Below are 22,607 nucleotides of genomic sequence, written 5' to 3' on the forward strand. Positions count from 1 at the left end.
TAATGGCAAAGTTAGAGAATAATAACGAGAATGAGAATAAAAAATCAGTAGCTGAAAACATAAGTGATCAGGTACAAAAGACTGTTGATAATGTAGAAGGTGCTGTGAAAGAAACAGTTAAAGAGGCGTCTGAACTGGCATCGGATGCTATTCACCATCCGGTAGAAACTGCTGAAGAGTTTGGAAAACAGGCAATGAAAGACGTCACCAGTTATTCCTGGTGGGCGAAACTTCTTCTCATCCTTTTTTGGCTGGGCGTTATTCTTGTAGGTGGTGTTCTTATTGTAATTAATCTCCCTGCAACCAAGCAGTGGGCAGCGGATCAGGCTCTTCAGATTGTTAACAAAGACTTTAAAGCCGATATGTCTACAGAAAGTGTAGACGTTAATTATTTTGGAAATGTAACGATAAAAGGACTGAAGGTTAAAGACTACAAAGGACTGGAATTTATCACAGCAAAAGAGTTCCGTGCTAATTCAGACTGGATGTCTCTTGCTTATAATGCCATCTCGGGAAACAGCAATTCTTTAAGCTTTAACTCTCTCACACTTGTGAACGCAGATGTTAAAGTAATTACCTATAAAGGAGACAGTATTTCGAATTTTATCAGGTTTACAGAATTGTTTGACAGCGGGAAAAAAAGAGATCCGAAGAAACCTCCCTTTCAGTTGAATTCCCGCGTGCAGATCATCGATTCAAAAGTATCAATCATTAATCAAAACTCTCCCGGAGATCCCGGAAAATGGCTTACTGCAACAAAATTTAATCTTAAAGCGCCCAACGTAAAGGTGAACGGACCTAATGTTTCAGCATTGATCAATAATATGTCCTTCGTTACATCAAGATGGGGAAAATCTCATTTTGTAGATACGTTTTCAACCGAACTTTCTTTAACACATCAATTCCTTTCATTAAAAGATCTGACCTTAAATACAAATCACTCACTACTGCAGGGAAATATTAAATTTAATCTTAATAACGGTTCATGGGCGGGTTTTGCAGACCGTGTGCGCTGGGATATGGATATCCACCAGGGAAGCCAGCTTAGCGGATATGATATCAGCTATTTTGTAACCAACTGGGATAATTTCAAACCCTTTAACCTGGCAGGGAAAATGACGGGACCATTAAATAAGTTCCATCTTGAAAACTTCCTGATCAGAAACCCTGATGTGAATATTGCGACCAGTACCATGAAAGTAGACAGGCTGCTGAAAGGAAATTTCTCTATTGAAACCAACGATCTTTCCGCAGACTTTACCTACAAAGATCTTAAAGCAATGATGCCTTCATTCATTGCCAAAAAAATGAAAAATTTTGCCGATGATTTCGGTAAACTGAAATACAACGGTGCTGCAAAAGTAAATCCACAGCAGGTGTATGTATCATCAGGAAACCTGATAACGGGAATCGGGCAGGCAAAGATTTCAAAGTTTTCTCTTACGGACTACAGTACGGCAATGCCTAAATATTCCGGATATGCTGAGGTAAAGGATCTGAATACTTCGGTAATTACAAAAAATAAAACAGTAGGTCTTATTTCCGGTAAATTTGACATTAACGGGCAGAGTTTTGATGTCAATACCATGCGTCTGACTACAAAATCCCAGATCTCCAGTATTGAGATTATGGATAAGGAAATTAATAATCTGTATCTTGACGGACTTTTAGACCATAAAAAATACAACGGACTGATCACGGTAAATGATGAACAGGCCAAAGCAACAATTAAAGGGCTTATTGATTTCAGTACTTCAAAGGTGGCGATGAATGTGAATGCAGATGTCAGCTATCTCAACATGAATTATTTCACCAACAAACCCGGAAACCAGATTGTCAGTGGAAAGGTAGATGGCAAAATGGCCATGTCTTCCATGAATGATCTTACTCTGGATGTTGATGCCAGCGATCTTCATTTCGCAACGGCTACTCAAAAATATGTAATCCCTAAAGCTAAGGCTAAAACGTTCATTGAAGCAGGAGGAAGGGTTATAGAAATTGATGCACCGGGAGCCGCAAGCGGGAAAATCTCCGGAAAATATAACCTGGCAGACCTTGCCGGAATGGTAGAAAACGGAATCGGAAAAATATTGGTGGGACCTCCGCCAAGAAAGCTGTACCGAGGACAAAGCTTTACCATGAATTTCGATGTTCAGCAGGGAGTAATTAATTATTTTCTTCCGGATCTGAAACTGCCACAGGGCGCTGTTGTAGAAGGTGAGTACGACGGAAATTCAAACAACCTGACCCTAAATCTGGATGCCGCTTCTTTAAAATATATCATGACGAAGAAAGAAGAGGTTTCGGATGCTGATAAAGCATTGGCTGCTGCCAATCCAGAATATAAGATCAACGACCGGACCAATATCTCCAGAGACAGTGCCATGATCGATAGTGTTATGGTAAGGATCAATACAGCGAATCTTGATGAACAAGTTTATGCAAGAATTGCAAGGCTGGAATATAATAAAAATGTCATCAAGAATTTTGAACTGAAAGGGAAAAATGAAAACGGAACCGCTTTACATCTTGCAACAACATTCAAGCATGGAAGTCCTGAAGATGAAACGGATGATAATCTTAAAGCATATGCGATCAATGTAGATCAGTCTACCAATGCTGCGGGAGATTATGTTTTTAAATTTGAACCTACAGAAGTGAAGTTCAATGATGTAACATGGGCTATAGATACAAGTCCGGAGCTGGATCACTCTATTACTTACAGAAGGAAGACGGAAGATTTTGATATCCGGAATCTTAGGGTATATTCAGATAAAAGTGCCTTGTTTATTAAAGAGGCACAGTTTAAATCGATAAAGGACTTTTACGTAGATGCGGATATCCATGATTTTGCTATTGAAAAACTTCTTGAAATGAAGTCTGGCGGAAATCCTATGGATATTAAAGGACTTGCCAACGGAAGTGTAAAGATCAGAATGGATAAGAGCACGCTGCAGCCTTTGGTGGACCTTACTGTGGATGATATTATGATGAACGGTAATGATATGGGAGATCTTACCATTTCGGCCACAAACGGGTTCTCACTTAACGTTTATGACATTGATGTAAAGGTTAATTCTGCAGGGATCATCGGAAATAATAATCTGAACCTTACGGGTACCGTAAATAACAATACAGCATCACCAACTATTGATCTTACCGCAGAAATGCGCGATTTTGATCTTGGCTTTACCCAGCAGTTTGTACAGTCTATTTTCGGGAATCTGAGAGGGAAAGCAACGGGAGATCTTAAAATCAGTGGAAAGTTCAGTGATCTGGATTATAGTGGAGATATTGCTCTGAAGGATTTTGGTTTGAAACTCTTATTTACCGGGGTAGATTATTCATTTGATGATACGGTAATCGGTCTTTCAAGAGGACTTGCAATTCTTAACAATATTGAAGTGCATGACGGGAGATCCAATTCTAAAGGAACAATTTCCGGTGCTATCCAGTTTGAAACGCTTTCCTCAATGGGAGTCAACCTGATCATGAGAGCTGATAATCTCTTGATGCTGAATACCACACAAAAGGATTTTGATTTATTCTGGGGAAGGGTTTACGGACAGGGAGATTTGTATGTGGATGGTCCTGTTTCGGGCTTGAATATTTCTACGCCTAACATGAAGGCCCTGAACGGGAGTACTTTCACATTTAATTCCAGCTCAACTTCTAATGTTGAAGAATTTAAAATGCTGAGATTCCTGAAAGAAGGAAAAGACGGATTAATTACTCTGGAAGAAAAGAAAAGAACCGGAGCTAATATGAATATTGACTTCAGTCTTGATGTAGATAAAGGAACCACCGTGAATGTTCTTGTAGGAGATGATGTAGGAAACATTTCTGTAAAAGGGACGGCGGATAGACTTCGTTTCCAGATGGGAAGACAGGGAAATATTGCCATGAATGGTACCTATAAAGTGGATAACGGAACTTTTGTTTCTAAAGCGATTCTGAATAAAACCTTCCAGATAGAAAAGAACAGCAGCATCAGATGGGACGGAGACGCTATGAAACCAGCGTTGGATATTAAAGCCAATTATGTAAGAATGGTTTCCAATGCCGGAGAATATTTAAGTATAGGAAGATTGCAGCCAATCAGTGTACTGCTTCAGGCCAGTATTACCCAAAGCCTTATTAACCCTAAAATAGATCTGGATGTAACAGCCTTGGATGTTTCCAGCCAGGTAAAAGAAACGTTGGCTGCCAAGATGAGCCAGGAGGGGGAAAAAGTACTTCAGTTTGGTTCTGTACTGCTCCTGAGTACCTTTAATGTATCGAATACCGGCGGAGTAGGATTTGATGTGGCAGGTGTTGCAGAGTCTTCGGGGTATAATATGCTTCTTAAGCAGCTGGGGTCGGTTCTGAATACCATGAGTAATGAATTCCAGATTGACCTTAATTATGTAAAAGGAGATCAGAACTCTAATACAGGAGACAGGGCCAATGCCGGAGTAAGCGTAGCGCTTTCACCGAGAGTGAATATTAAAACCGGGCTTGGTATTCCACTGAATAAAACAGAAAGTACCCAGAACAATTATCTGTCCGGTGAGGGCTCTATTGAATACGATATTTCCAAGAAAAATGATGGAAGCCTTATCCTGAGAGGATATTCCAAGCCTACCAACATTGGTATGGTGAGTACTAATGGTTCTGCAAATCAGGCGTATGGCGGGGGTGTTGTATGGAGCAAAAGCTTTAATTCTTTATTTAAAAAGAAGAAAAAAGATAAAAAACCGGCAGAGTCTAAATCGGAAATAAAAACAGATTCTACAAAATCAGGTAGTAAATAATCGTAATATTTTAATGATTTTTATCATCTGTGTTAATTATTGTTAATATTTGATATAATTTTTTTAGTTAAATTATTTTTTATAAATTTGCAAAAAATACATAGATTTTTTAAGAAAATTGTAATTTAACTAATATGAACTATCAACTGGACGAAATAGACAAGAAGATTCTTGATTTCTTAGTAGAGAACACAAGAATGCCTTTTACTGAAATTGCTAAACAGATGGATGTTTCCGCTGGTACAATTCACGTAAGAGTGAAAAAAATGGAAGATGCAGGTATTATTTTGGGATCATCTCTTAACATCGATTATGGTAAGCTGGACTATCACTTTACAGCTTTCATCGGGATTCTTTTGACAAAATCAAACCGTACTCAGGAAGTACTGAAAGAATTGTCAACAATTCCTAACGTAATTGAAGCGAGTGTTATCTCTGGAAAATACAATATTTTCTGTAAAGTAAGAGCAAAAAACACCGATGACGCAAAGAGAATTATCTATCAGATAGATGACATTCAGGATGTAATGAGAACGGAAAGTATGATCTCTATGGAGGAGTACTTGAGTGATAAAAACAGATTGATCAACGCTATTTCTGTTTAATTCAAATTTTAAACGAATAATATATCCAAAGAACTTATGAAATTACTCATAAGTTCTTTATTTTTGTACCTATGGAAGAATACAGCTATTTTGACGAAGATCCGAAGAAAGGATGGGGATTTATTCTGGCGTTTGCAGCCTTGATGCTGTTTACGATTATGGGACTGGGAATTGATGTGGATGAATATCTTCAGCATGAATATCTTCAGATTCCGAGGTGGTATTTCTACGTTATTTTTTCCATAGATGCCCTGATGATGATTGGCCTTATTCTGATGCTGTTCTACAGGAAAATCGGCATTTACATGTTCCCTGCATTGCTTGTGCTGCATTTCTTTATGCATAATTATTATCTGTCTACATTCCTGTATACTGATGTAACCAATCTTTTCCTTTTTACAGGATTTGGAATGCTGGCGATTATCCCGAAGTGGAAGTTTTTCAGGTAAATTGTAGCTACGGCTTATAATAATTGATCGCTTTTTGTTTCAGCGGGTTTTTGCTCCATTCTTCCCATTTTCCGGTATAAGGATCATATCCGCATTTTAGAGGCTTTGAGCTATCTAAACCTTGATCGGTATGAGTTCTTTCCGTATAAGCCCTGCAATCTGTGCAGACATACCTGAATTCACAATCTTTGCAGACTTCAATGTGATCTTTGGTTAGATTCCAGTATTTTTTGAACCCAGGTTGCCGTAAAGCTTCTTCAAGACTGGAATTGTATATATTACCATACACTTCCGGCATTAAAGGACAGTTTTTAATGTTTCCATCAATATCAATCCCTATTTTTTTATGAAGACAGGAGTTGTGATTGATAGCTTCCAGTACTTTAGGAAGATTGGTACTGAAGTATTCCATATCAACTTTTCCACAAGATGATATTTTAAGATATTCTTTGACAAAATGTACCGTAAATCTAAATTCGTCTTTGACTTTAAAAGGTACTTTGGGGCAATTGTGAAAAATAATATTATATATCCTTCCCGTATGGGTATTGAGATTCTGAATGAAAGACTTATTGATTTCTTTATGAAAAGGAGAGTAGATCTCTATACCACATAAAACTGAAGCGCTGAATATACCGTCAATTTTTATTAGATCCTCTATTGTCAATGTTTTTTGACTATAAACTATTAAATGTTTAATACCAAGATTTTCTATAGACGGAAATATTGTTTTCAACAAAGCAATATCCTGTAATTCTATAAATAGTTCCGTTAATAAGCTAGGTTCATAATACTCATGAGAAAGAGATGGAAAATTGTTGTCCCATGAATTTTCTGTAATAAATCCGTATTCTTCCCTTAGTAGAATATCCAAATACTCTTCAATGATTTTTTGTGAATCTTGATCATAATTAGAGAGTAAGTCTTCAATGGAATATATTTTCAATTCCTGTATTACGTCATAAAGTTCCAGTGGGTATAATTCAGAGATTGCTCTTTGAAGGTCTGAAATAAGTATTCTGCTAATGCCTTTTGTAACCAATATATTTGAAAACAGATTGAAATATTTCATAGTAAACGAATTAGTGGTTTTACAGGCCTTTCCCGGACATAAAAATTAGTCTGGTATTTTTTGCACTTCAATACGTACGTTGTATTACTGTCTATTTTTAAAATATTTTTATTTTCAAAAAAGTCTATATGTTTAAATACAAGTGGTAGTTTATGCTGTTCTTTAAATTTTTCTTTCATAGGTAATCAGCAATTTTTTTAAATAATGGGTAATTACAATGATATGCTACATTGGCGAATTGTCCCACAGGATTTACTTCCAGAAAATAATATCGATCTTTACTCTTAATAAAATCAATAGAGCCACAGTTTAGATCTAAAGTCTGCATAAGTTCATGAATTTTATCTTCAAGATGTCGGGGTAATTTATAAGGAATATTTCGGTTAGGCTTCTTATGATTATATTTTCTGAAATCAGTTTTAGTCTGCTCATCATTTTGTGAGAAAATGGCCATCGAAAAACATTCTCCATTTAAATAAAATGTTCTGATCTCAAAATCTTTATCTATTTTTTCCTGGAAAAAAGAGATAAAGAAATCATGTTCTTCTATTTCTTCAATCACGGTTGTATACATGATACCATCCATCCCTTTATAGAGGTTATCTAATATTACACCCCCGGTAATGGCCTTAGTGACAGTTGTATTTAAGAGAACGTTATCCATGTTTTCTGCTAGAAAATAGGGAGGAACATCAAAACCTGTTTTTTGGGCATATTCTAATACCAACAGTTTATTTACATGACTGTTTCTTTGTTTGTTGATATGTTTTTTTGATTCTAAAGTCTGCATTATATAATTTTCCAACCAATACTGAGTTTCATTCATATGAAGATTAATAGGCTCAGTCTTATATTGTAAACGTTTAAATTTAAGTCCTCCTCTTCTGTACCAGACAGCTTTTATATCATCTATAAAAAAACTGTTATTCTGACTTATCAAAAGAATCTTTTTTTTATCAACTTTAATTTCAAAAACTTCATCTTCTTGAATAAAAATAAACTTCTTATTCATGGAAATGAGGTAACGAATCACTTCTATGGTGGTTCTGTCACTATTATCAGAAATTATCAGGATCATTTGCTATTTATTTTTTTCAAGAAAATCTTTTATTATTTTGCCACGGTAAGTAAGTGTCGGAAGGCCTATTTTTTTCCGGTCCCGCTTCACCTGTACCGAATCTTTTATTCCTTTATACCCCATATATACAGCATATGTATCTGGAATACCATGATGCATATTATATCTGTCTACCATAGCAGCATAATCCCGGGGAGGGCACTCACCAGACTTCACATATTCCAGTATTTTGGTTTTAAAATAGGGGTGGTATTCTTCAACGTCTGCCATGTGAAGGAGTATTGTACCCATAGGTATGAAGACTTCTTTGTAATACAAACCAATTTTCTGTTGGGAAGGAAAGCCGTAATTTTCAAAGGTCCATTTCAATAATTCAGCATTTTTTTTATCATTTTCAATACGGTCTGAATTATTTAGGCGCACTTGATCACGTTCATATGCTACAACAAAAGAGTCAATAAGCTGTCTATTCAGGTTTTTTTCCCATTTTGCAACTTTCTGTTCCATATTAAGGCTGTCTATCCCATACTTCTTATACAGCTGAATCAGTTCAGGGTCTTGTTGTCTATATTTCCAATAGGGAGCAATCAAAGGTATGAGTCGGTAAAGACTTTTCTTTCCTCCAAATTTTTTATGATACTTATCGGAAATTTTGATATAGGTTTCATATTCTTCTATGCGCTCCTGATTGAGAGGACGGTATTTTCTGAACAGTTTACGATATAAGTCAGCAGCTTTTTCAGGCTGTTTAGCCGCCCTGTTAATACTGTCAATTTCGTTTACTTTGTGGTAATAAGCAATATAATCCTTGCTTTTACAGCAGTAAAATAATAAGCAGATCATTAAAGAATTTAAAGATAGAAATCTGATATTTTGATGTTGCTTCATATTCAGGATTTTTTACTGATGTTATGAATAAACAGGCTGCCAGAAGATATTCTGGCAACCTTACTTGTAATCGTGTTACTCAGGATTTGGTCCGTCAATATATAAAGTCATTGTTTTAACACCATCCTTATAATAGGCTGTATCGGAACAGTTTGAGCCACATTCTGTTTGTGATGAGGTACGGTCATTTGTTGCTACTCCTCCTTTAATCGCCTGTAAATTTCTAAGTTTCTTGTTTTCTAATGAAGAGAAGCTGCTCTTCATTCCTTGTAGTTTTTTCATAATGTTGATAATTTTTTAATTAAAATTTGTGTTGCCATATAATCCCTGGCATGGGTGCTTATTCTTCTATTGTATCCGGCACTGTACACATGCAGGTAAAATAAAATGAACAATTGCTTCAACGTTGATAGTTTCAAAACTAAAAATAAGTATCTCACTATTTTGTGATTTTTAATGTATTTTGTTTGTAATTTTTACTTGCACAAACCCTTAATTATAGAGCCGTGAGAGGTTTATCCTAATTTGAAAATCGGAGAAAGGGATAAGATAACTGGAAATATTTTAAAGTAAAATATTAAGAAAATTATAGAATGTGCGGAATGTGTTTTTTAATGTACAATACTGCAATAAAATCTTAGAAATAAAAACATATGCAAAATGTGTATGCATATTAAGTTAATCTTGTATTATTTTGCGGAAATGCCCCTTGAAAGAAAGAATCCAGCGCTGTATTTTCATCCAGTCCGAACTTCTTTTTAAGACGGTATTTGGTCATTCTTACACTTTTGGGTTCTACGTTCAGCAGATGGGCGATTTGTTTGGTTTCCATGCCTAGATAGATGTAGGCGCAGTATTTCAGATCTAATGCCGTAAGTTTTTGCAGGGCTTTTTCATTGATGTTTTTAAAGAAATCGGGATGCAGTTCCTGAATTCTGAAAGTCGTCTTTTCAAAATCATTGTCTACGCGGTTTTCTTCTTTTACAACCTGCTGAATATTAATATTACGATCAGACAGTTGGGTTTGAAGCTGCTGAAGAACCTCATTCTTGTGCTGGATATGCAGCTGGCCGGCCAGAACTTCACTTTGAAGTTTCTGTTGTTGAAAGGTAAGCAGTTCCTGTTCTGCCTTTAACCTGGCCTTTTCTTCTTCCTGTAGTTTTACCTGTATTTCGGCTTCATGTTTCTCCGTATTGAGTTTTTTCTCTCTTTCTATGGAGTAGCGCAGTTTGTAATGATAGGAACGGAACATAAAGAATGCCCCTATCAATCCTATGATTCCCAATCCTATATATAAGAACTTTTCTTTTTTCAGACTGTTGGCTTTTTCGTTCAGGGCTTTCAGTTCAGATTCTTTTTTCCGGGACTGGTATTGTGCTTCCAGTCTTTTAGCAGTTTCAACCTGGTTTTCATTATACAGAAGACTGTTGTACTCTGTTAATTTCGACTGATATTCGTAAGCTTTCTGATAGTTCTGCTGTTTCACATACAGTTTGGCCAGATCGGTTACTATGTTGATCATGACGTGGTAGTATATGGGTTTTTGCGTCAAGAGTAATTGTTCAGCCTGGAGAAGATACTGTTCAGCCAGTTCATCGTTCTGATCCTTCATAGCAAGGGCGCTCAATACACCAAATGCTCCCGCCCGGATGTTCTGGTTATAGGTGGTATGCTGGGTAAGATTGAATATTTCTTTGGTATTATTTTGAATTTCCAGCCGGATTTCCAGGGTAATGGTTGGATAGCTTAATTCATAATTGGTAAGATTCAGCAAAGCCAGCGAGTGGGTGTAGTCTGAAACATGCCCAGGAAACTGATGATAAAGGGAAACTGCTTTTTTACACATTTCAATAACAGCTTTTAAATCTTTCAGATCTCCTGTTTTTTCATAGCGGAAAGAATAGCATACGGCCATGGCTGAATACGCAGAGCTCAATATATTTTTATTGCCCGATTTCTGAGCCAGATCTATTGCTTTTCGGGCATATCGGGTGGCGCTTTCTGCATCATTCCATTCAGCGTAAATTCCGTAAAGAAGATAATTCAGTTTGGCATTTAAAAGAATTTCGGAAGGATGCTTTTCTACTTCAGAAAGGGTTTTCTGGATCAGTTTTATTGTATTTTCAGAATCTCCTAAAGTATTATGATAATAGATATTGAGGTAAGCTGCATAGAGAGCGGAGACCGGGTCTTTACTTTTCTGTGCAATAGCATTTGCAGCATCAATGATCTTCGGAACTTTGTGATATTCAGATTGATTGAGCTGTATAACTCCCTGCTGTGACAGAGCTTTTACTTCTTCTGCATCATCATGCTCAGTTTGAGCCAATTTTAATTGCTGGTCGCTTTCATTACGGGAAAGAAAAAAGCAGACGGTTTTTTGAGATACCATCTTAAACAGGGGCTGGGATTAGCTGTTTTTTGGCTTGTTCTGGGAATTATCCTTAGAATATTAATGGCGGTTACCCACATCGGTCTTTTGGGAATATTAGGCTTTATTCCATTAATATTAACTGTTATCGGGATTATTAATGCAGCCAATGAAGTTCAGAAACCTTTACCTCTTATCGGGAAAATGGTTGAAGATAAATTTTAATTCATTGGATAGGCTGTTATGGAAGAATTTAAACATCTGAAAAAAGAAGGATCAGGTTATGTTGTGAAACAGTATATATCATTACAGCATATTATTGTAGTGATGTGGATATTGATTTCCATTCTGGTGATGGTGTACAGCAGTTATCTTAAAACAGGAATTGTATTGCTTCTGTTTTCTTTATTGCTCACAATCATTGCTTTCATCCCGCCCAGAATTCATTTCGATCCCGAATCAAAGCTTCTTACGGTGGTAAATACTGGATTGAAACGGAGACAGTTTACCTATAATCTGGATGAATTTGAAGGATTTGAACTACAGACCATCGGCATGGGAATTATTCCTTTAGGATGTTTTCTGTATGTTAATTTTAAAAATGTATCAGGTTTCAAACGCCCGGTAATCTCACAGTCTTTCAGTAAGAAGACCATGCAGGAAGTGGTGAATGAGTTGGAAGACCTCATAAAAACATAAGATAGCACACCCTATTATAATTGAACTATGAAAAAAACAGCAATCATTGCAGGAGTTTTTATATTTAGCCTTTCTGCTGTATCCTGTGATAAATTAGGTAAAATAAAAGATAAGCTTTCACAGGACAAGACGAAACAGATGAATCCTTTCAGTGTAAATTCCGGGGATGAAAACAGGGATATTATTGCTTTTAATAATAAAGCCGTGAAGATGGATGACGTTCATGCTGAATTTATCAAAAATTTTCAAGATGCCCTTAAACAAATGGATGATTATGTGAAAAATGCGCTTGCCAATCCGCAGTATTCCGGGATGACTCCCCTGTTTACACCCACCATCATGATGGGAGCCGAAAATGAAATGAAAGTTCCGGACGTATTAGGAAAGGATTATCAGGTCCTTGTAGATAAAATGATCAGTACATTTTCCGAATTAAAACTGCGGAAAAAGGAACTGGAATCTTATAAAGATGCCGAAGACTGGAAAGATGATCAAGGAAAGAAAATTTCCGAGCTGCGTGAAAAAGCAGATCAGCTGATCAAAGAAAACCGTAATGCTGCGAATGAATTATTTACCAAACTTGCTCCAAGAGCAGACAAAGCAGAAATAGAAGTTCTTAAAAATCATCCCCTTAAAGATCAGATCCTCCAATCTAAAGAAATAATGGAGCTGAGCCAGAAGATTGTTGATGATTCTTATAATTTTACAGATGCCAATGCTTATAAAAAACTGTTTGCCCAGCAGTATCAGCAAATGGAAAAATTGTATACCCGGAATACAGAAGAGAAAATTCCTTATTCTGAAAAACAGAAAGAAAGAAGTTATCTTGCTTTTAATAACTCGGTGAATGATTTTCTTGGTAAAATGCGGATTGCACAGCGCAGCCTGAATGAGAACAGCGAAAGTCTCAACAGTGATCTTGATGAGCTGGAAAGAGAGGCTGGATACGTTCTTGACCGTTATAACACTTTCGTAGGCTAATTCCCTAAATTGTAAAACTTAATATGATGAAAAAAACATTAGGTATTATTTTAATTATTATTGGATTTTGCCTCACGGTAATCGTGAAAATAGGCCCTTCCAGAGAAACTTCCTGGTTGTTCGGATATGGGGAGCTGCCACCGATACTTCTGGCTGCTGTCATGATCATTCCGGGTTGGATTATATACAATAAGAACAGGTAAACAGAGTAAAATAAGGTAGCTGTAATCATGAAACTGGCTGGTCCTTTACCGGATTATTTAAGCTGATTTTGTAAGATAAAAGTATTTTTGCCTACCATTAAAAAAGAAAAATATGAATTTTGAAGACCTGAAACAACAAATAGAAGATGCTGCGAAAAAAGCATTTCTGGAAGTATATGAAAAACATGGTGCCGAAAAGATCTACAGTTTTGCTTTATATAGCGATGAAGGAGCCATGACGGTCTGCCCGGCAGTCAATACTTTACGGAATTTAAAGGAAGCAGATGAAGATGACTTTCTTTACTACAAATATGAACCCGCTGAATGGGCTTATGAAATGGAAGGAGCGGAGGATGAATTTGATGGAATCTGCACTCGTCTCCGTAATGTGTTGGATCAATATGAAGATGACGAATGGTTTGCTGAATTTCAGAATAAGCTTTATGAAACCTGCATTGAAGTATTGGAAAAGCTCAAAAACGAAGATTTTTTCAAAAAGATTACAGGAGAGGATATTTTTCTGATCTTTACCGTTTCAGATTATGAATTTGAAAAAGAAGACCTCAAAAAAATAATTGCCAGGCTTAATGACAATTCCTATAAAGACGAATATCTGAGCTGGATGGATACCTGGGGAACTTATTAAAATAGTCTCAGTCCTGGACTGGAATTTCTGATTTAGACAGGTTTGAAGATTGGAGAGAGAAGTTATGAAAGTCATCAATAATAAGTCTCACTTTGTTTTATCTTTTTCAAGGTAATTTGATTTTACATAGGCCTTTAACCCTTTAACCAAAAGCAACTTTCAGCCTCCTTCTTTCATCTTCTATGCATTCATAAAATAAAAACTAATACCCATGAAAACATTTTAAAAATATACCCATGAAACTGAACAAAATAATTGTATCTGAGACCTCTTTTAACAGTCCTGAATCCTATGATGTTATTTCTTCCAATATTTCCGTAGTGAATCTTTTAGAAGAAGAGGGCATTGATATAGGAAACATTCATGAAGATGCTGTGACAAGCTATTATGTTGATTATTATCTTTCACAGTACAGAAACGGAAACTTCTCTCAGTTTGTCTGGAACACCGGATGGTCCCCGGAGCTGAATAAGGTCATTAAAAAAGGCCTGGAAAAGATGGGGGCTGAAAAACATCTGGAATTGTTCAACGAACAATGCTCAAAAGTGGAAGACCTGGAAGAAGGTGAGCTTCAGAAGTTTCTGGAAAGTGACTATTTCGGACCCAATAAAACCAGAGATAAACTGAAAAACAGCTCGTTTTATAACCTGGAAGAAGATCTGATCATTTTAAATTCTCAATGGCTGAAAAATCATCCTGATCTGCAGGTACTTCCGATTGAAGAGATGTTTGTTGAACTGGAAAAATTTATAGGAAGAGCAATAGACAGAGAAAATTAACAGAAATAAAAAGCACAAATAACGGCAGTGTTGAAGTACATGAGTACCAATTAAAAAAACACATCAACATAGATAACTAATGTACTCAACATTGAATATTACTTATGAACACATACAAGCACTACAAAAAAGACGGAAACCTTTATATTTTCAAAAATCAGCCTGTATTTATCACTATACTGACGGTTCTGATCTTTGCAGCTGCTGTGATGATATACAGGCTGAATATGCCGTTATTTGCTTTGTTTCTGGCCGCTGTAGGAATACTGATCATTGTTAATTTCTTTACCAAAAAATTTATTATTGATCCGGAAAGACAGACTATTACGGGACGGCACACCATCTTTGTTCCGGCAAAAACCTATTCCTTTAAAGATTTTACCAATTTCGAAGTATTTATTACCCGGTATATGGGCTTTATTACAACCAATGTCATCCTGTCTATCCATTTTGAAGCAGATGGTAAAGATCAAAGGCTGACCATCGGACAATCCGTTACTCAAAAAGGAATTCAGAAAATGGTGAATGAAACGGAAGATATTATGGGAATAAATAAAAGCAGCAGATGAATGCAGCAGACCGCTATAAATTCACAGAGTTCGGGAATGAAATAAGTTTTATGCCCAATTATAATTTCCTTAAAACGCTGGTCTGGTGGCTGGGATTGGGAATAATTGCTCTCCCGGTGATCATTTATTTTATGGATAAAATGTCCGCAGACCAATTCAGAACCGCCCTGATCATATGGGGCATCTATATGATTTATTTTCTCTTTGATCTGTTCTTCCGAATCCCGGTGAAGTATATTTTTAACAAATCGGAGAAGCGTATTTACCGAAAGCTGCTTTTCACCAAAAAGATCATGAGTTTTGATGAGATGACCTATTTCATCAACGAAAATAACGGCGGATATTTTTATGCGATCGGGAAAAAAAGAAACCAGTTTGTAAAAAGCTACAGGATCAGTAATTATTTTTCCAATTCCAAAATTTCAGAAAAGAGAGAGGAAGAATATATCAGGGAGGTATTATGTCCTGTGCTGGAAGCTGTGGGAATTTCTTTCGGTCAAAGGTAAACTTTGAAAAAACAATACAATGAAAACAGAGCTCGGGCTGTTCCTTCGGAACAGCCCGAGCCGTTTATTTAATGATCAAAAAAATCTTAGTTCGCTAAAATTCTTTTTACTGCTTCTTTTACTGCAGCAGAATCAATCTTATATTTCTTCATCAGTTCAGCAGGGGTAGCGGATTCTCCGAAAGTATCATTTACTGCCACAAATTCCTGTCTTGTAGGTCTTCTTCTTGCAAGCATTCCCGCAACAGATTCACCTAAACCGCCAAGATAGTTGTGCTCCTCAGCTGTTACGATTTTTCCTGTTTTTTCAACAGATTTTAAGATGATTTCTTCATCAAGAGGCTTAATGGTGTGGATATTGATCACTTCACAGGAAATACCTTCTTTTTCAAGCTCATCAGCGGCTACAAGAGATTCCCATACCAGGTGTCCTGTCGCAACAATCGTTACATCAGTACCTTCCTGAAGCATGATTCCTTTACCGATTTCGAAAGGCATATCTTCCGGAATAAATACAGGAACAGTTGGTCTTCCGAACCTTAAATATACAGGACCTTCATGCTCAGCAATAGCAATTGTAGCTGCTTTGGTCTGGTTGTAGTCACATGGGTTGATTACCGTCATCCCCGGAAGCATTTTCATCATACCGATGTCTTCCAGAACCTGGTGCGTAGCTCCATCTTCACCCAGAGTAAGACCTGCGTGAGAAGCACAGATTTTTACATTTTTCCCTGAATAAGCGATAGACTGACGAATCTGGTCATATACCCTTGAAGTAGAGAAGTTCGCAAAAGTTCCCGTGAAAGGAATTTTTCCTGTGATGCTTAAACCGGCAGCAAGACCCATCATGTTCGCTTCAGCAATACCTACCTGGAAGAATCTCTCAGGAGCCTTCTCAATGAATTTCTCCATTTTTAAAGAACCGATAAGGTCTGCACAAAGGGCTACTACATTAGGGTTTTTATCTGCAAGTTCCGCTAATCCGGCTCCGAATCCTGAACGTGTATCTTTTTTTTCTGTATATGTAAATTTCATTTTTATTTTTTTTATCGGGATTTAAGAATTAGTAATCAGCAGGAGCTTCTAAATACAATTGTTTGAATGCAGTATCCAATTGCTCATCATTAGGAGCTTTTCCGTGCCATGCATGAGTTCCCATCATATAATCTACTCCGTAACCCATTTCCGTGTGAAGGATGATCGCTACAGGCTTTCCTTTCCCTGTTTCTGTTTTGGCCTTTTCAAGAATCGCGATAACGGCTTCAAGATCGTTTCCGTTTTTCTCTTCAAGAACAATCCATCCGAAAGCTTCAAGCTTAGCATGAAGATTTCCAAGGCTTAATACATCATCAGTATCCCCGTCAATCTGACGGCCGTTGTAATCGATAGTAGAAATGATATTATCCACTTTTTTAGCAGCAGCATACATCAGAGCTTCCCAGATCTGACCTTCCTGAAGTTCTCCGTCCCCGTGAAGAGAATAAACAAGAGACTGGTCTCCGTCTAATTTTTTTCCCTCAGCTACACCAAGTGCTACAGAAAGTCCCTGTCCAAGAGAACCGGAAGCGATTCTGATACCAGGAAGCCCTTCATGAGTAGTAGGGTGCCCCTGTAATCTTGAATCCAGCTTTCTGAAGGTTCTCAGCTCATCTACCGGAAAGAATCCGAATCTTGCTAAAGTGGAGTAGAAAACCGGAGAAATGTGTCCGTTTGACAAATAAAAATGATCTTCATTTTTGCCCTCCATGGTGAAAGGAAGTTTATAGTTCATTACCTTCCCGTAAAGCGCTGTGAAGTATTCCGTACAACCTAAACTTCCGCCCGGGTGTCCTGAATTTACAGCGTGAACCATTCTTAAAATGTCTCTTCTGATCTGCGTAGTAAGAGATTTTAGCTCTTCAATACTTTTACTCATTATATCTGATTTATTTGCACGCGAATTTACGATTTTTTAATGGCTTACGGAAATGTAAAAATCCGGACCTAAGATCCGGATTTTGAATTATTTAATATTTCCTGCTTTTAACAGCCTTCATTAACATAAACTGTAATTTCTGTAACAATGTTGTTCACAAATTTAAAGGTAAGCTCTGTTCCTGCATCATAATCCTCAAGATTAAAATAACCTGTATCTTTCAGACGTTTTCCGTTATCATCCCAGGCCGGACGGACGCTGAATGTAGGATAATTTCTGTAAGTATTGATCAGTTCGTCTCTGGTACTTCCAACTCCCATTCCGCTTTTGGTTTTAAATTTTTTGCTGGTGGTTGTTATTCCGGTAATGGTAACAGCATTGGGTCTGGCTTCTCCTCCGTAACCCTGAAAAACATCAATATTAATCAGTTCACCATTATATTTTACAGTGTTTTTTACATCTCCTGTTGAAAGTTTTATTGATGTGCCGGCTATTTTTTCAGCTTCACTTTTGTCCATAAAGATTTTGAATGGCCCGATTCTTAAAGTAGAAACTTCGAAATTTTCCTGTGCATTCACAAAACCAAAAGTGATGACCAGTACAAGAAATGAGATCATTTTTTTCATAAGTGTAATTCCTGTTTTGATGTTTAATAATTTGCCTCCAAAGATACTCAAAATGGACAAATTTATGAATGGTTGAATAATTTATTATGATGGATAAGGTGTAAATATGATTAAAAAAATAAGAGGATCTTTAAAATAAGAACTGGAATTATATTTTTTTGATTAATATTTTACATGATATTAATTGTAATTAAGAATTTTTATTTAATGGAAGTGTTAAATTGATTATTAATGTTAATTGATGTTAATTTTGGTTTTTTTTAAATATGGAAATTGCTTAATTTTGTTTAATTAATAATTGTTTCAGGGTTAAATTGTTAATTTTTTAAACAAGGTTTTGTTATTCCTGTTTTTGTTTCCTGAATTATACATTGTAAAAATCAAAAATCACCATAATATGAAAATTAAAAAGCTATTTTATGTAGGGATATTTATGATATCCATTTCTTTGGGAAAGGCCCAGGATTTTTTTGCTGCAATCAGTGAAAAAACCATTAGAGCAGATCCTAAAAACAGAACGATACAGCCCGAAAAGTTTCTTACTTACAAACTGGATATGGCCGGAATGAGAAACTATTTTAATTCAGTTCCAGAGCTGAGTGATAATGATCTTAAAAATAAGGCTCCAATCATTGTTTTACCTATGCCTGACGGAACAAAAGCGAAATTTAAAATCTGGAAGTCTTCAGTAATGGCTCCGGAATTAGCCCAAAAGTTTCCTCAGTTAATTACGCTAACAGGGCAGGGGGTTGATGATCAATATGCAACCATAAAACTGGATATTACAGAGTTTGGATTTCATGCTCAGATAAAATCAGTAGCCACAGGCGATACGTATATTGACCCTTATGCAAGAAATGATGTCAATAATTATATCGTTTACAAAAAAGGGGATTTAATTGATAAAAACCCAAAGGTGTGTGAAACGAAAGATGAAAACTTTCAACGGGAAAAAAAAAGCGGACAAAAAACCGTAACACCAAGCGTAGGTACTCAAATTAGAATTTTCCGTCTTGCTATAGCTTGTACCGGAGAGTATGCACGGGCTGCTACAGGATCAAATTCTCCTACTGTTGCTCAAACCTTATCAGCCATTGTAACCACTGTAAACAGGGTAAATGGAGTATATGAGCAGGAAGTCGCTGTTAGATTGGTTTTAATTGCTAATGAAACCAGTATTATCTTTACAGATCCGGCTACAGATCCTTTTAACGGAAATAATAATGCATATACATTAATTGACGAAAGTCAGGAGCAAATTAATGCCATCATAGGAGCGGCTAATTATGACATAGGCCACACCTTTAGTACAGGAGGTGGCGGTTTAGCCGGCTCAGGCATATGTTATGCTGATTACAAAGCAAGTGGAATTACCGGCTCTTCTAATCCTGTTGGTGATCCTTATGATATAGATTATGTGTGTCACGAGGTAGGGCATCAATTTGCCGGCCCCCATACTTTTAATGCAGTAACAGGAAGTTGTGATGGTAATCGTAATGCAGCTACTGCTGTAGAACCGGGAAGCGGAATTACCATTATGGCTTATGCAGGGATTTGCGAAAACATAAATGACCTGGCCAACAATAGTATTCCTATTTTTCATACCAATTCATTTGAGTCTATTACTGCAGAAGTTCGGTCAATCTCATGTCAGGTGACAACTCCTGTTTCCAATACAGCTCCTGTGGTAAATGCAGGAAATAATTACATCATTCCTAAAAGTACTCCGTTTAAACTGACAGGTTCTGCAACAGATGCTGAAAATACAGCGCTTACCTATTGCTGGGAACAAAACGACGTAGGCCCTGAAAGCGACTGGAATGCTCCAACAGGAAATGCCGCGCTGTTCAGATCATTTATGCCGGTAACAGTTCCTTACAGATATTTCCCAAAGATTACAGATATCATCAACAATACAACAACCAAAGGAGAAATTCTGCCTTCTTACGGAAGAACAATGGAGTTCAGACTCACCGTGAGAGATAATAATGCAGGATGTGCAGGGGTGGCCAATGATGATGCATCCATTACTGTTAATGCCAGTTCAGGACCATTCAAAGTTACTACACCTACAACAGCAGTAAGCTGGAACGGGAATAGTTCTCAGACTATAACATGGGACGTAGCCAATACAACAGCAGCTCCTGTAAGCTGTGCCAACGTAAGTATTTTACTGTCAACAGACGGAGGACTTACTTATCCAACAACTATTATTGCTTCCACACCGAATGACGGTTCAGAGGTCATTACCATTCCTAATGTAAATACTACGCAAGCCAGAATTATGGTAGCAGGAGTAAATAATGTTTTCTTTAATATCAATCCTGTTAATTTTACCATCAGCCGTGTACTGGGTGTAGACGAAACAAAAGGTGATAAAGATGTATTCGCGGTATATCCTAATCCAAGCAAAGGGATACTGAACATTAAATTTATCAATCAAAAAGATGCATATGACATCATGGTATATGATGTAAGCGGAAGGCTGGTATTCAGTCAGATGAACAATAAATTAAATACTGATCAACTGGGAACTTTCAACTTGTCTCAACTAGTAAAAGGAGATTATCTGATTAAGATCAAAACAAAAGATATGGATAAAACCGTAAAATGGATCAAAGAATAATCAGTTCCTGAAAAATTTACCTGATAAAGGGCTGTTTTCCAACTTGTGAAAACAGCCTTTTTACTTTTAGAGTAAAATCAAATAAGAGCATAAAAAAGAGCAATAAAAATTACTCTTTTTAAAATTTATCCGGAATTTAATTTTCAGATTAAACGACTTTTAAATACTGCTTGTTTTTCACCAGCCATAAACCGATGAAGGTCAGAAGGCCGTTAAGAACAATCAGTTCAACTCCGATGCGGTAATCTGTGTATGTGGTAACCGCTAAATTGATCAGATAAGTGATAATAGGGGCTAAAATGGTTACTGCCAGGATTGAATATTTTCTTGAGATCTGGAATTTGGTGAAAATTCCGAAAGCAAACAGTCCTAATAACGGTCCGTAAGTGTAACCCGCAATTTCCATGATCAGATAAACGATAGATTTGTCATTCAATGCTTTAAATACCATGATCAGTATGAAAAATACCACAGTGAAAATCAGGTGGACTTTCATACGAAGACGTTTTTTCTCTTTTTCAGTTTTGGTTTTATCCTCGTTGAGGTTAAGCAGGTCAACACAGTATGAACTTGTTACCGCTGTTAATGCACCATCTGCAGAGGGGAATAAAGCAGAAATAAGCCCGATAATAAAGATAATGGAAATAGCCATTGGAAAGTATCCCTGAAGTGACAAAGCAGGGAAAAGGTCATCCCCCATAATATTTTTGATATTTCCGGCAGAGTCTTTAAATCCGAAAATATTGGTAATGGTTTCTCCGTTAATTTTCCCGTATTCCGCACCATTCTGTAAGGCAAAAAGATAAAGAAGACCTCCTAGGAATAAGAAGGCAAGATTTACAAAAAGAAGAGTTCCTGCAAAAGTCAACATGTTCTTTTTAGAATTCTTAAGGTTGTCCACGGAAATATTCTTCTGCATCATTTCCTGATCCAGTCCGGTCATGGCAATTGTAATAAAAATACCGCCCAGAATGGTTTTAAGAAAAAATGTCTTGGAATTCGGATCGGAATTCACAAAATGAGTATAATTTTTCTGTTCCAGAATAGTATAGGCTTCACTAAAAGATAAATTCAGGTTGGATAAGATATAAATGATACAGCCTACTAAACTGATGATCATGAATGAAGTTTGTAACGTATCCGTAATCACAATGGTCTTTACACCGCCTTCAAAAGTATATAAAAGCACCATAAGGAGAAGGACAAGGGCTGTAACCCAAAAAGGAACTCCCAGGCCTTCAAGCAGGAATATCTGTAAAACATTCACAACCAGATATAGTCTTGCAGTAGCTCCAATGGCTCTGGAAATGATAAAAAATATCGAGCCTATTTTATGAGCTTCTACATTGAATCTCTTTCCCAGATAAGTGTAAATGGAAGTCAGGTTCATCTTATAGTAGAGCGGAAGCAATATGGCGGCAACAATAAAATATCCTATGAAAAAGCCAATCACCATCATATAATATTCAAAACCACCGTAAATGTATTCCGAACCCGTCATTTTTCCAACGGTTCCCGGAACCGAAATAAAGGTAACACCACTTAAACTGGTTCCTATCATTCCAAATGCAACAAGCCACCATTTACTTTTTTTATTGCCGATAAAAAACGATTGATTATCAGAATTTCGGCTGGTAAAATAAGAAATCACCAGAAGACCGATGAAATAAATAAAAACAAATAGCAAAAGGATCGTTCCTGAATTCATGCTTTAATTAAATTTTAGCAAATATAGTTTTTTTCTGTTCTGCTGAAACCTCCATGTTTCAAAAATCATAGGATAGTCTCAATATCGGAAAAAT

General features: G+C 36.7%; 21 protein-coding genes. 12 read left to right on the forward strand and 9 right to left on the reverse strand.

The genetic code is table 11. The features are described 5' to 3' along the window. Positions 1–2: 2 nt before the first annotated feature. The 3 genes from FW768_RS19945 to FW768_RS19955 all read left to right on the forward strand — a co-directional run bounded on the left by FW768_RS19945 (position 3) and on the right by FW768_RS19955 (position 5,847). Positions 3–4,793, forward strand: coding sequence for a translocation/assembly module TamB domain-containing protein (locus FW768_RS19945; RefSeq protein ID WP_153398398.1), 4,791 nt, complete (start codon positions 3–5; stop codon positions 4,791–4,793). A gap of 134 nt (positions 4,794–4,927) precedes the next feature. After that, a complete protein-coding gene (locus FW768_RS19950) occupies positions 4,928–5,398 on the forward strand; it encodes an Lrp/AsnC family transcriptional regulator (protein ID WP_029298841.1) in 471 nt (156 codons plus the stop codon). Positions 5,399–5,469: 71 nt separating this feature from the next. Then, the gene (locus tag FW768_RS19955) at positions 5,470–5,847 is read left to right on the forward strand and encodes a hypothetical protein (RefSeq protein ID WP_153398400.1); all 378 of its coding nucleotides are present in this window, start codon (positions 5,470–5,472) and stop codon (positions 5,845–5,847) included. A gap of 7 nt (positions 5,848–5,854) precedes the next feature. Here FW768_RS19955 and gwsS read toward each other — a convergent pair whose 3' ends face one another. The 5 genes from gwsS to FW768_RS19980 all read right to left on the reverse strand — a co-directional run bounded on the left by gwsS (position 5,855) and on the right by FW768_RS19980 (position 11,214). Beyond that, positions 5,855–6,919 (reverse strand): grasp-with-spasm system SPASM domain peptide maturase, encoded by a 1,065-nt coding sequence (gwsS, locus tag FW768_RS19960; protein ID WP_153398402.1) that lies wholly within the window; start codon positions 6,917–6,919, stop codon positions 5,855–5,857. A 175-nt stretch (positions 6,920–7,094) separates the two neighbouring features. Beyond that, on the reverse strand, positions 7,095–7,997 hold the full coding sequence (gene gwsG / locus FW768_RS19965; RefSeq protein ID WP_153398404.1) for a grasp-with-spasm system ATP-grasp peptide maturase: 903 nt from the start codon (positions 7,995–7,997) through the stop codon (positions 7,095–7,097). Positions 7,998–8,000: 3 nt separating this feature from the next. Next, on the reverse strand, positions 8,001–8,885 hold the full coding sequence (locus FW768_RS19970; protein ID WP_153398406.1) for a hypothetical protein: 885 nt from the start codon (positions 8,883–8,885) through the stop codon (positions 8,001–8,003). 75 nt (positions 8,886–8,960) lie between these two features. Further along, on the reverse strand, positions 8,961–9,167 hold the full coding sequence (locus FW768_RS19975) for a TIGR04139 family peptide modification target (protein WP_153398408.1): 207 nt from the start codon (positions 9,165–9,167) through the stop codon (positions 8,961–8,963). A 391-nt stretch (positions 9,168–9,558) separates the two neighbouring features. Continuing rightward, complete coding sequence (locus FW768_RS19980) at positions 9,559–11,214, reverse strand: helix-turn-helix transcriptional regulator (protein WP_185152014.1); 1,656 nt, start codon at positions 11,212–11,214, stop codon at positions 9,559–9,561. Between the two features lie 51 nt (positions 11,215–11,265). Here FW768_RS19980 and FW768_RS19985 point away from each other — a divergent pair, with 51 nt between their 5' ends. The 8 genes from FW768_RS19985 (at position 11,266) to FW768_RS20020 (ending at position 15,639) form a co-directional block, all read left to right on the forward strand. Continuing rightward, on the forward strand, positions 11,266–11,481 hold the full coding sequence (locus FW768_RS19985) for a hypothetical protein (RefSeq protein ID WP_231128737.1): 216 nt from the start codon (positions 11,266–11,268) through the stop codon (positions 11,479–11,481). Between the two features lie 18 nt (positions 11,482–11,499). Further along, positions 11,500–11,955: a hypothetical protein gene (locus FW768_RS19990; RefSeq protein WP_153398412.1), complete on the forward strand. Its 456-nt coding sequence runs from the start codon at positions 11,500–11,502 to the stop codon at positions 11,953–11,955. A gap of 27 nt (positions 11,956–11,982) precedes the next feature. Further along, a complete protein-coding gene (locus tag FW768_RS19995) occupies positions 11,983–12,936 on the forward strand; it encodes a DUF3829 domain-containing protein (RefSeq protein ID WP_153398414.1) in 954 nt (317 codons plus the stop codon). Between the two features lie 26 nt (positions 12,937–12,962). Further along, the gene (locus FW768_RS20000) at positions 12,963–13,139 is read left to right on the forward strand and encodes a hypothetical protein (RefSeq protein ID WP_153398416.1); all 177 of its coding nucleotides are present in this window, start codon (positions 12,963–12,965) and stop codon (positions 13,137–13,139) included. Positions 13,140–13,251: 112 nt separating this feature from the next. Continuing rightward, on the forward strand, positions 13,252–13,785 hold the full coding sequence (locus FW768_RS20005) for a DUF4303 domain-containing protein (protein ID WP_153398417.1): 534 nt from the start codon (positions 13,252–13,254) through the stop codon (positions 13,783–13,785). Between the two features lie 236 nt (positions 13,786–14,021). After that, a complete protein-coding gene (locus FW768_RS20010; RefSeq protein WP_153398420.1) occupies positions 14,022–14,564 on the forward strand; it encodes a DMP19 family protein in 543 nt (180 codons plus the stop codon). A gap of 104 nt (positions 14,565–14,668) precedes the next feature. After that, complete coding sequence (locus FW768_RS20015; RefSeq protein ID WP_153398421.1) at positions 14,669–15,133, forward strand: hypothetical protein; 465 nt, start codon at positions 14,669–14,671, stop codon at positions 15,131–15,133. Further along, complete coding sequence (locus FW768_RS20020) at positions 15,130–15,639, forward strand: hypothetical protein (protein ID WP_231128738.1); 510 nt, start codon at positions 15,130–15,132, stop codon at positions 15,637–15,639. Before FW768_RS20015 ends, FW768_RS20020 begins: the two co-directional genes overlap by 4 nt. 86 nt (positions 15,640–15,725) lie before the next feature. On the opposite strand, the gene FW768_RS20025 is transcribed toward FW768_RS20020, so the two are convergent. From FW768_RS20025 to FW768_RS20035, 3 genes are all read right to left on the reverse strand, one after another. Next, positions 15,726–16,673 (reverse strand): transketolase family protein, encoded by a 948-nt coding sequence (locus FW768_RS20025; RefSeq protein ID WP_153398423.1) that lies wholly within the window; start codon positions 16,671–16,673, stop codon positions 15,726–15,728. Positions 16,674–16,701: 28 nt separating this feature from the next. Beyond that, complete coding sequence (locus tag FW768_RS20030) at positions 16,702–17,556, reverse strand: transketolase (RefSeq protein WP_262885801.1); 855 nt, start codon at positions 17,554–17,556, stop codon at positions 16,702–16,704. 104 nt (positions 17,557–17,660) lie between these two features. Beyond that, positions 17,661–18,179, reverse strand: coding sequence for a hypothetical protein (locus FW768_RS20035; protein ID WP_153398427.1), 519 nt, complete (start codon positions 18,177–18,179; stop codon positions 17,661–17,663). Between the two features lie 397 nt (positions 18,180–18,576). Here FW768_RS20035 and FW768_RS20040 point away from each other — a divergent pair, with 397 nt between their 5' ends. Continuing rightward, complete coding sequence (locus FW768_RS20040) at positions 18,577–20,805, forward strand: reprolysin-like metallopeptidase (protein WP_153398429.1); 2,229 nt, start codon at positions 18,577–18,579, stop codon at positions 20,803–20,805. 148 nt (positions 20,806–20,953) lie between these two features. On the opposite strand, the gene FW768_RS20045 is transcribed toward FW768_RS20040, so the two are convergent. Next, on the reverse strand, positions 20,954–22,513 hold the full coding sequence (locus FW768_RS20045) for a sodium:solute symporter (RefSeq protein WP_153398432.1): 1,560 nt from the start codon (positions 22,511–22,513) through the stop codon (positions 20,954–20,956). Positions 22,514–22,607 lie beyond the last annotated feature (94 nt).

Source organism: Chryseobacterium vaccae, from assembly GCF_009602705.1.
Taxonomy (GTDB): Bacteria; Bacteroidota; Bacteroidia; order Flavobacteriales; family Weeksellaceae; genus Chryseobacterium; species Chryseobacterium vaccae.

What these genes read in the sequence shown, in the direction of transcription:
- FW768_RS20015 (WP_153398421.1), top strand. Translation starts at nt 14,669, where the DNA reads ATGAACACATACAAGCACTACAAAAAAGACGGAAACCTTTATATTTTC.
- FW768_RS20010 (WP_153398420.1), top strand. Translation starts at nt 14,022, where the DNA reads ATGAAACTGAACAAAATAATTGTATCTGAGACCTCTTTTAACAGTCCT.
- FW768_RS20040 (WP_153398429.1), top strand. Translation starts at nt 18,577, where the DNA reads ATGAAAATTAAAAAGCTATTTTATGTAGGGATATTTATGATATCCATT.
- FW768_RS19995 (WP_153398414.1), top strand. Translation starts at nt 11,983, where the DNA reads ATGAAAAAAACAGCAATCATTGCAGGAGTTTTTATATTTAGCCTTTCT.
- FW768_RS19950 (WP_029298841.1), top strand. Translation starts at nt 4,928, where the DNA reads ATGAACTATCAACTGGACGAAATAGACAAGAAGATTCTTGATTTCTTA.
- FW768_RS19990 (WP_153398412.1), top strand. Translation starts at nt 11,500, where the DNA reads ATGGAAGAATTTAAACATCTGAAAAAAGAAGGATCAGGTTATGTTGTG.
- FW768_RS20000 (WP_153398416.1), top strand. Translation starts at nt 12,963, where the DNA reads ATGAAAAAAACATTAGGTATTATTTTAATTATTATTGGATTTTGCCTC.
- FW768_RS20005 (WP_153398417.1), top strand. Translation starts at nt 13,252, where the DNA reads ATGAATTTTGAAGACCTGAAACAACAAATAGAAGATGCTGCGAAAAAA.
- FW768_RS19975 (WP_153398408.1), bottom strand. Translation starts at nt 9,167, where the DNA reads ATGAAAAAACTACAAGGAATGAAGAGCAGCTTCTCTTCATTAGAAAAC.
- FW768_RS20045 (WP_153398432.1), bottom strand. Translation starts at nt 22,513, where the DNA reads ATGAATTCAGGAACGATCCTTTTGCTATTTGTTTTTATTTATTTCATC.
- gwsG (WP_153398404.1), bottom strand. Translation starts at nt 7,997, where the DNA reads ATGATCCTGATAATTTCTGATAATAGTGACAGAACCACCATAGAAGTG.
- FW768_RS19970 (WP_153398406.1), bottom strand. Translation starts at nt 8,885, where the DNA reads ATGAAGCAACATCAAAATATCAGATTTCTATCTTTAAATTCTTTAATG.
- FW768_RS20025 (WP_153398423.1), bottom strand. Translation starts at nt 16,673, where the DNA reads ATGAAATTTACATATACAGAAAAAAAAGATACACGTTCAGGATTCGGA.
- FW768_RS20020 (WP_231128738.1), top strand. Translation starts at nt 15,130, where the DNA reads ATGAATGCAGCAGACCGCTATAAATTCACAGAGTTCGGGAATGAAATA.
- FW768_RS19945 (WP_153398398.1), top strand. Translation starts at nt 3, where the DNA reads ATGGCAAAGTTAGAGAATAATAACGAGAATGAGAATAAAAAATCAGTA.
- FW768_RS20035 (WP_153398427.1), bottom strand. Translation starts at nt 18,179, where the DNA reads ATGAAAAAAATGATCTCATTTCTTGTACTGGTCATCACTTTTGGTTTT.
- FW768_RS19955 (WP_153398400.1), top strand. Translation starts at nt 5,470, where the DNA reads ATGGAAGAATACAGCTATTTTGACGAAGATCCGAAGAAAGGATGGGGA.
- gwsS (WP_153398402.1), bottom strand. Translation starts at nt 6,919, where the DNA reads ATGAAATATTTCAATCTGTTTTCAAATATATTGGTTACAAAAGGCATT.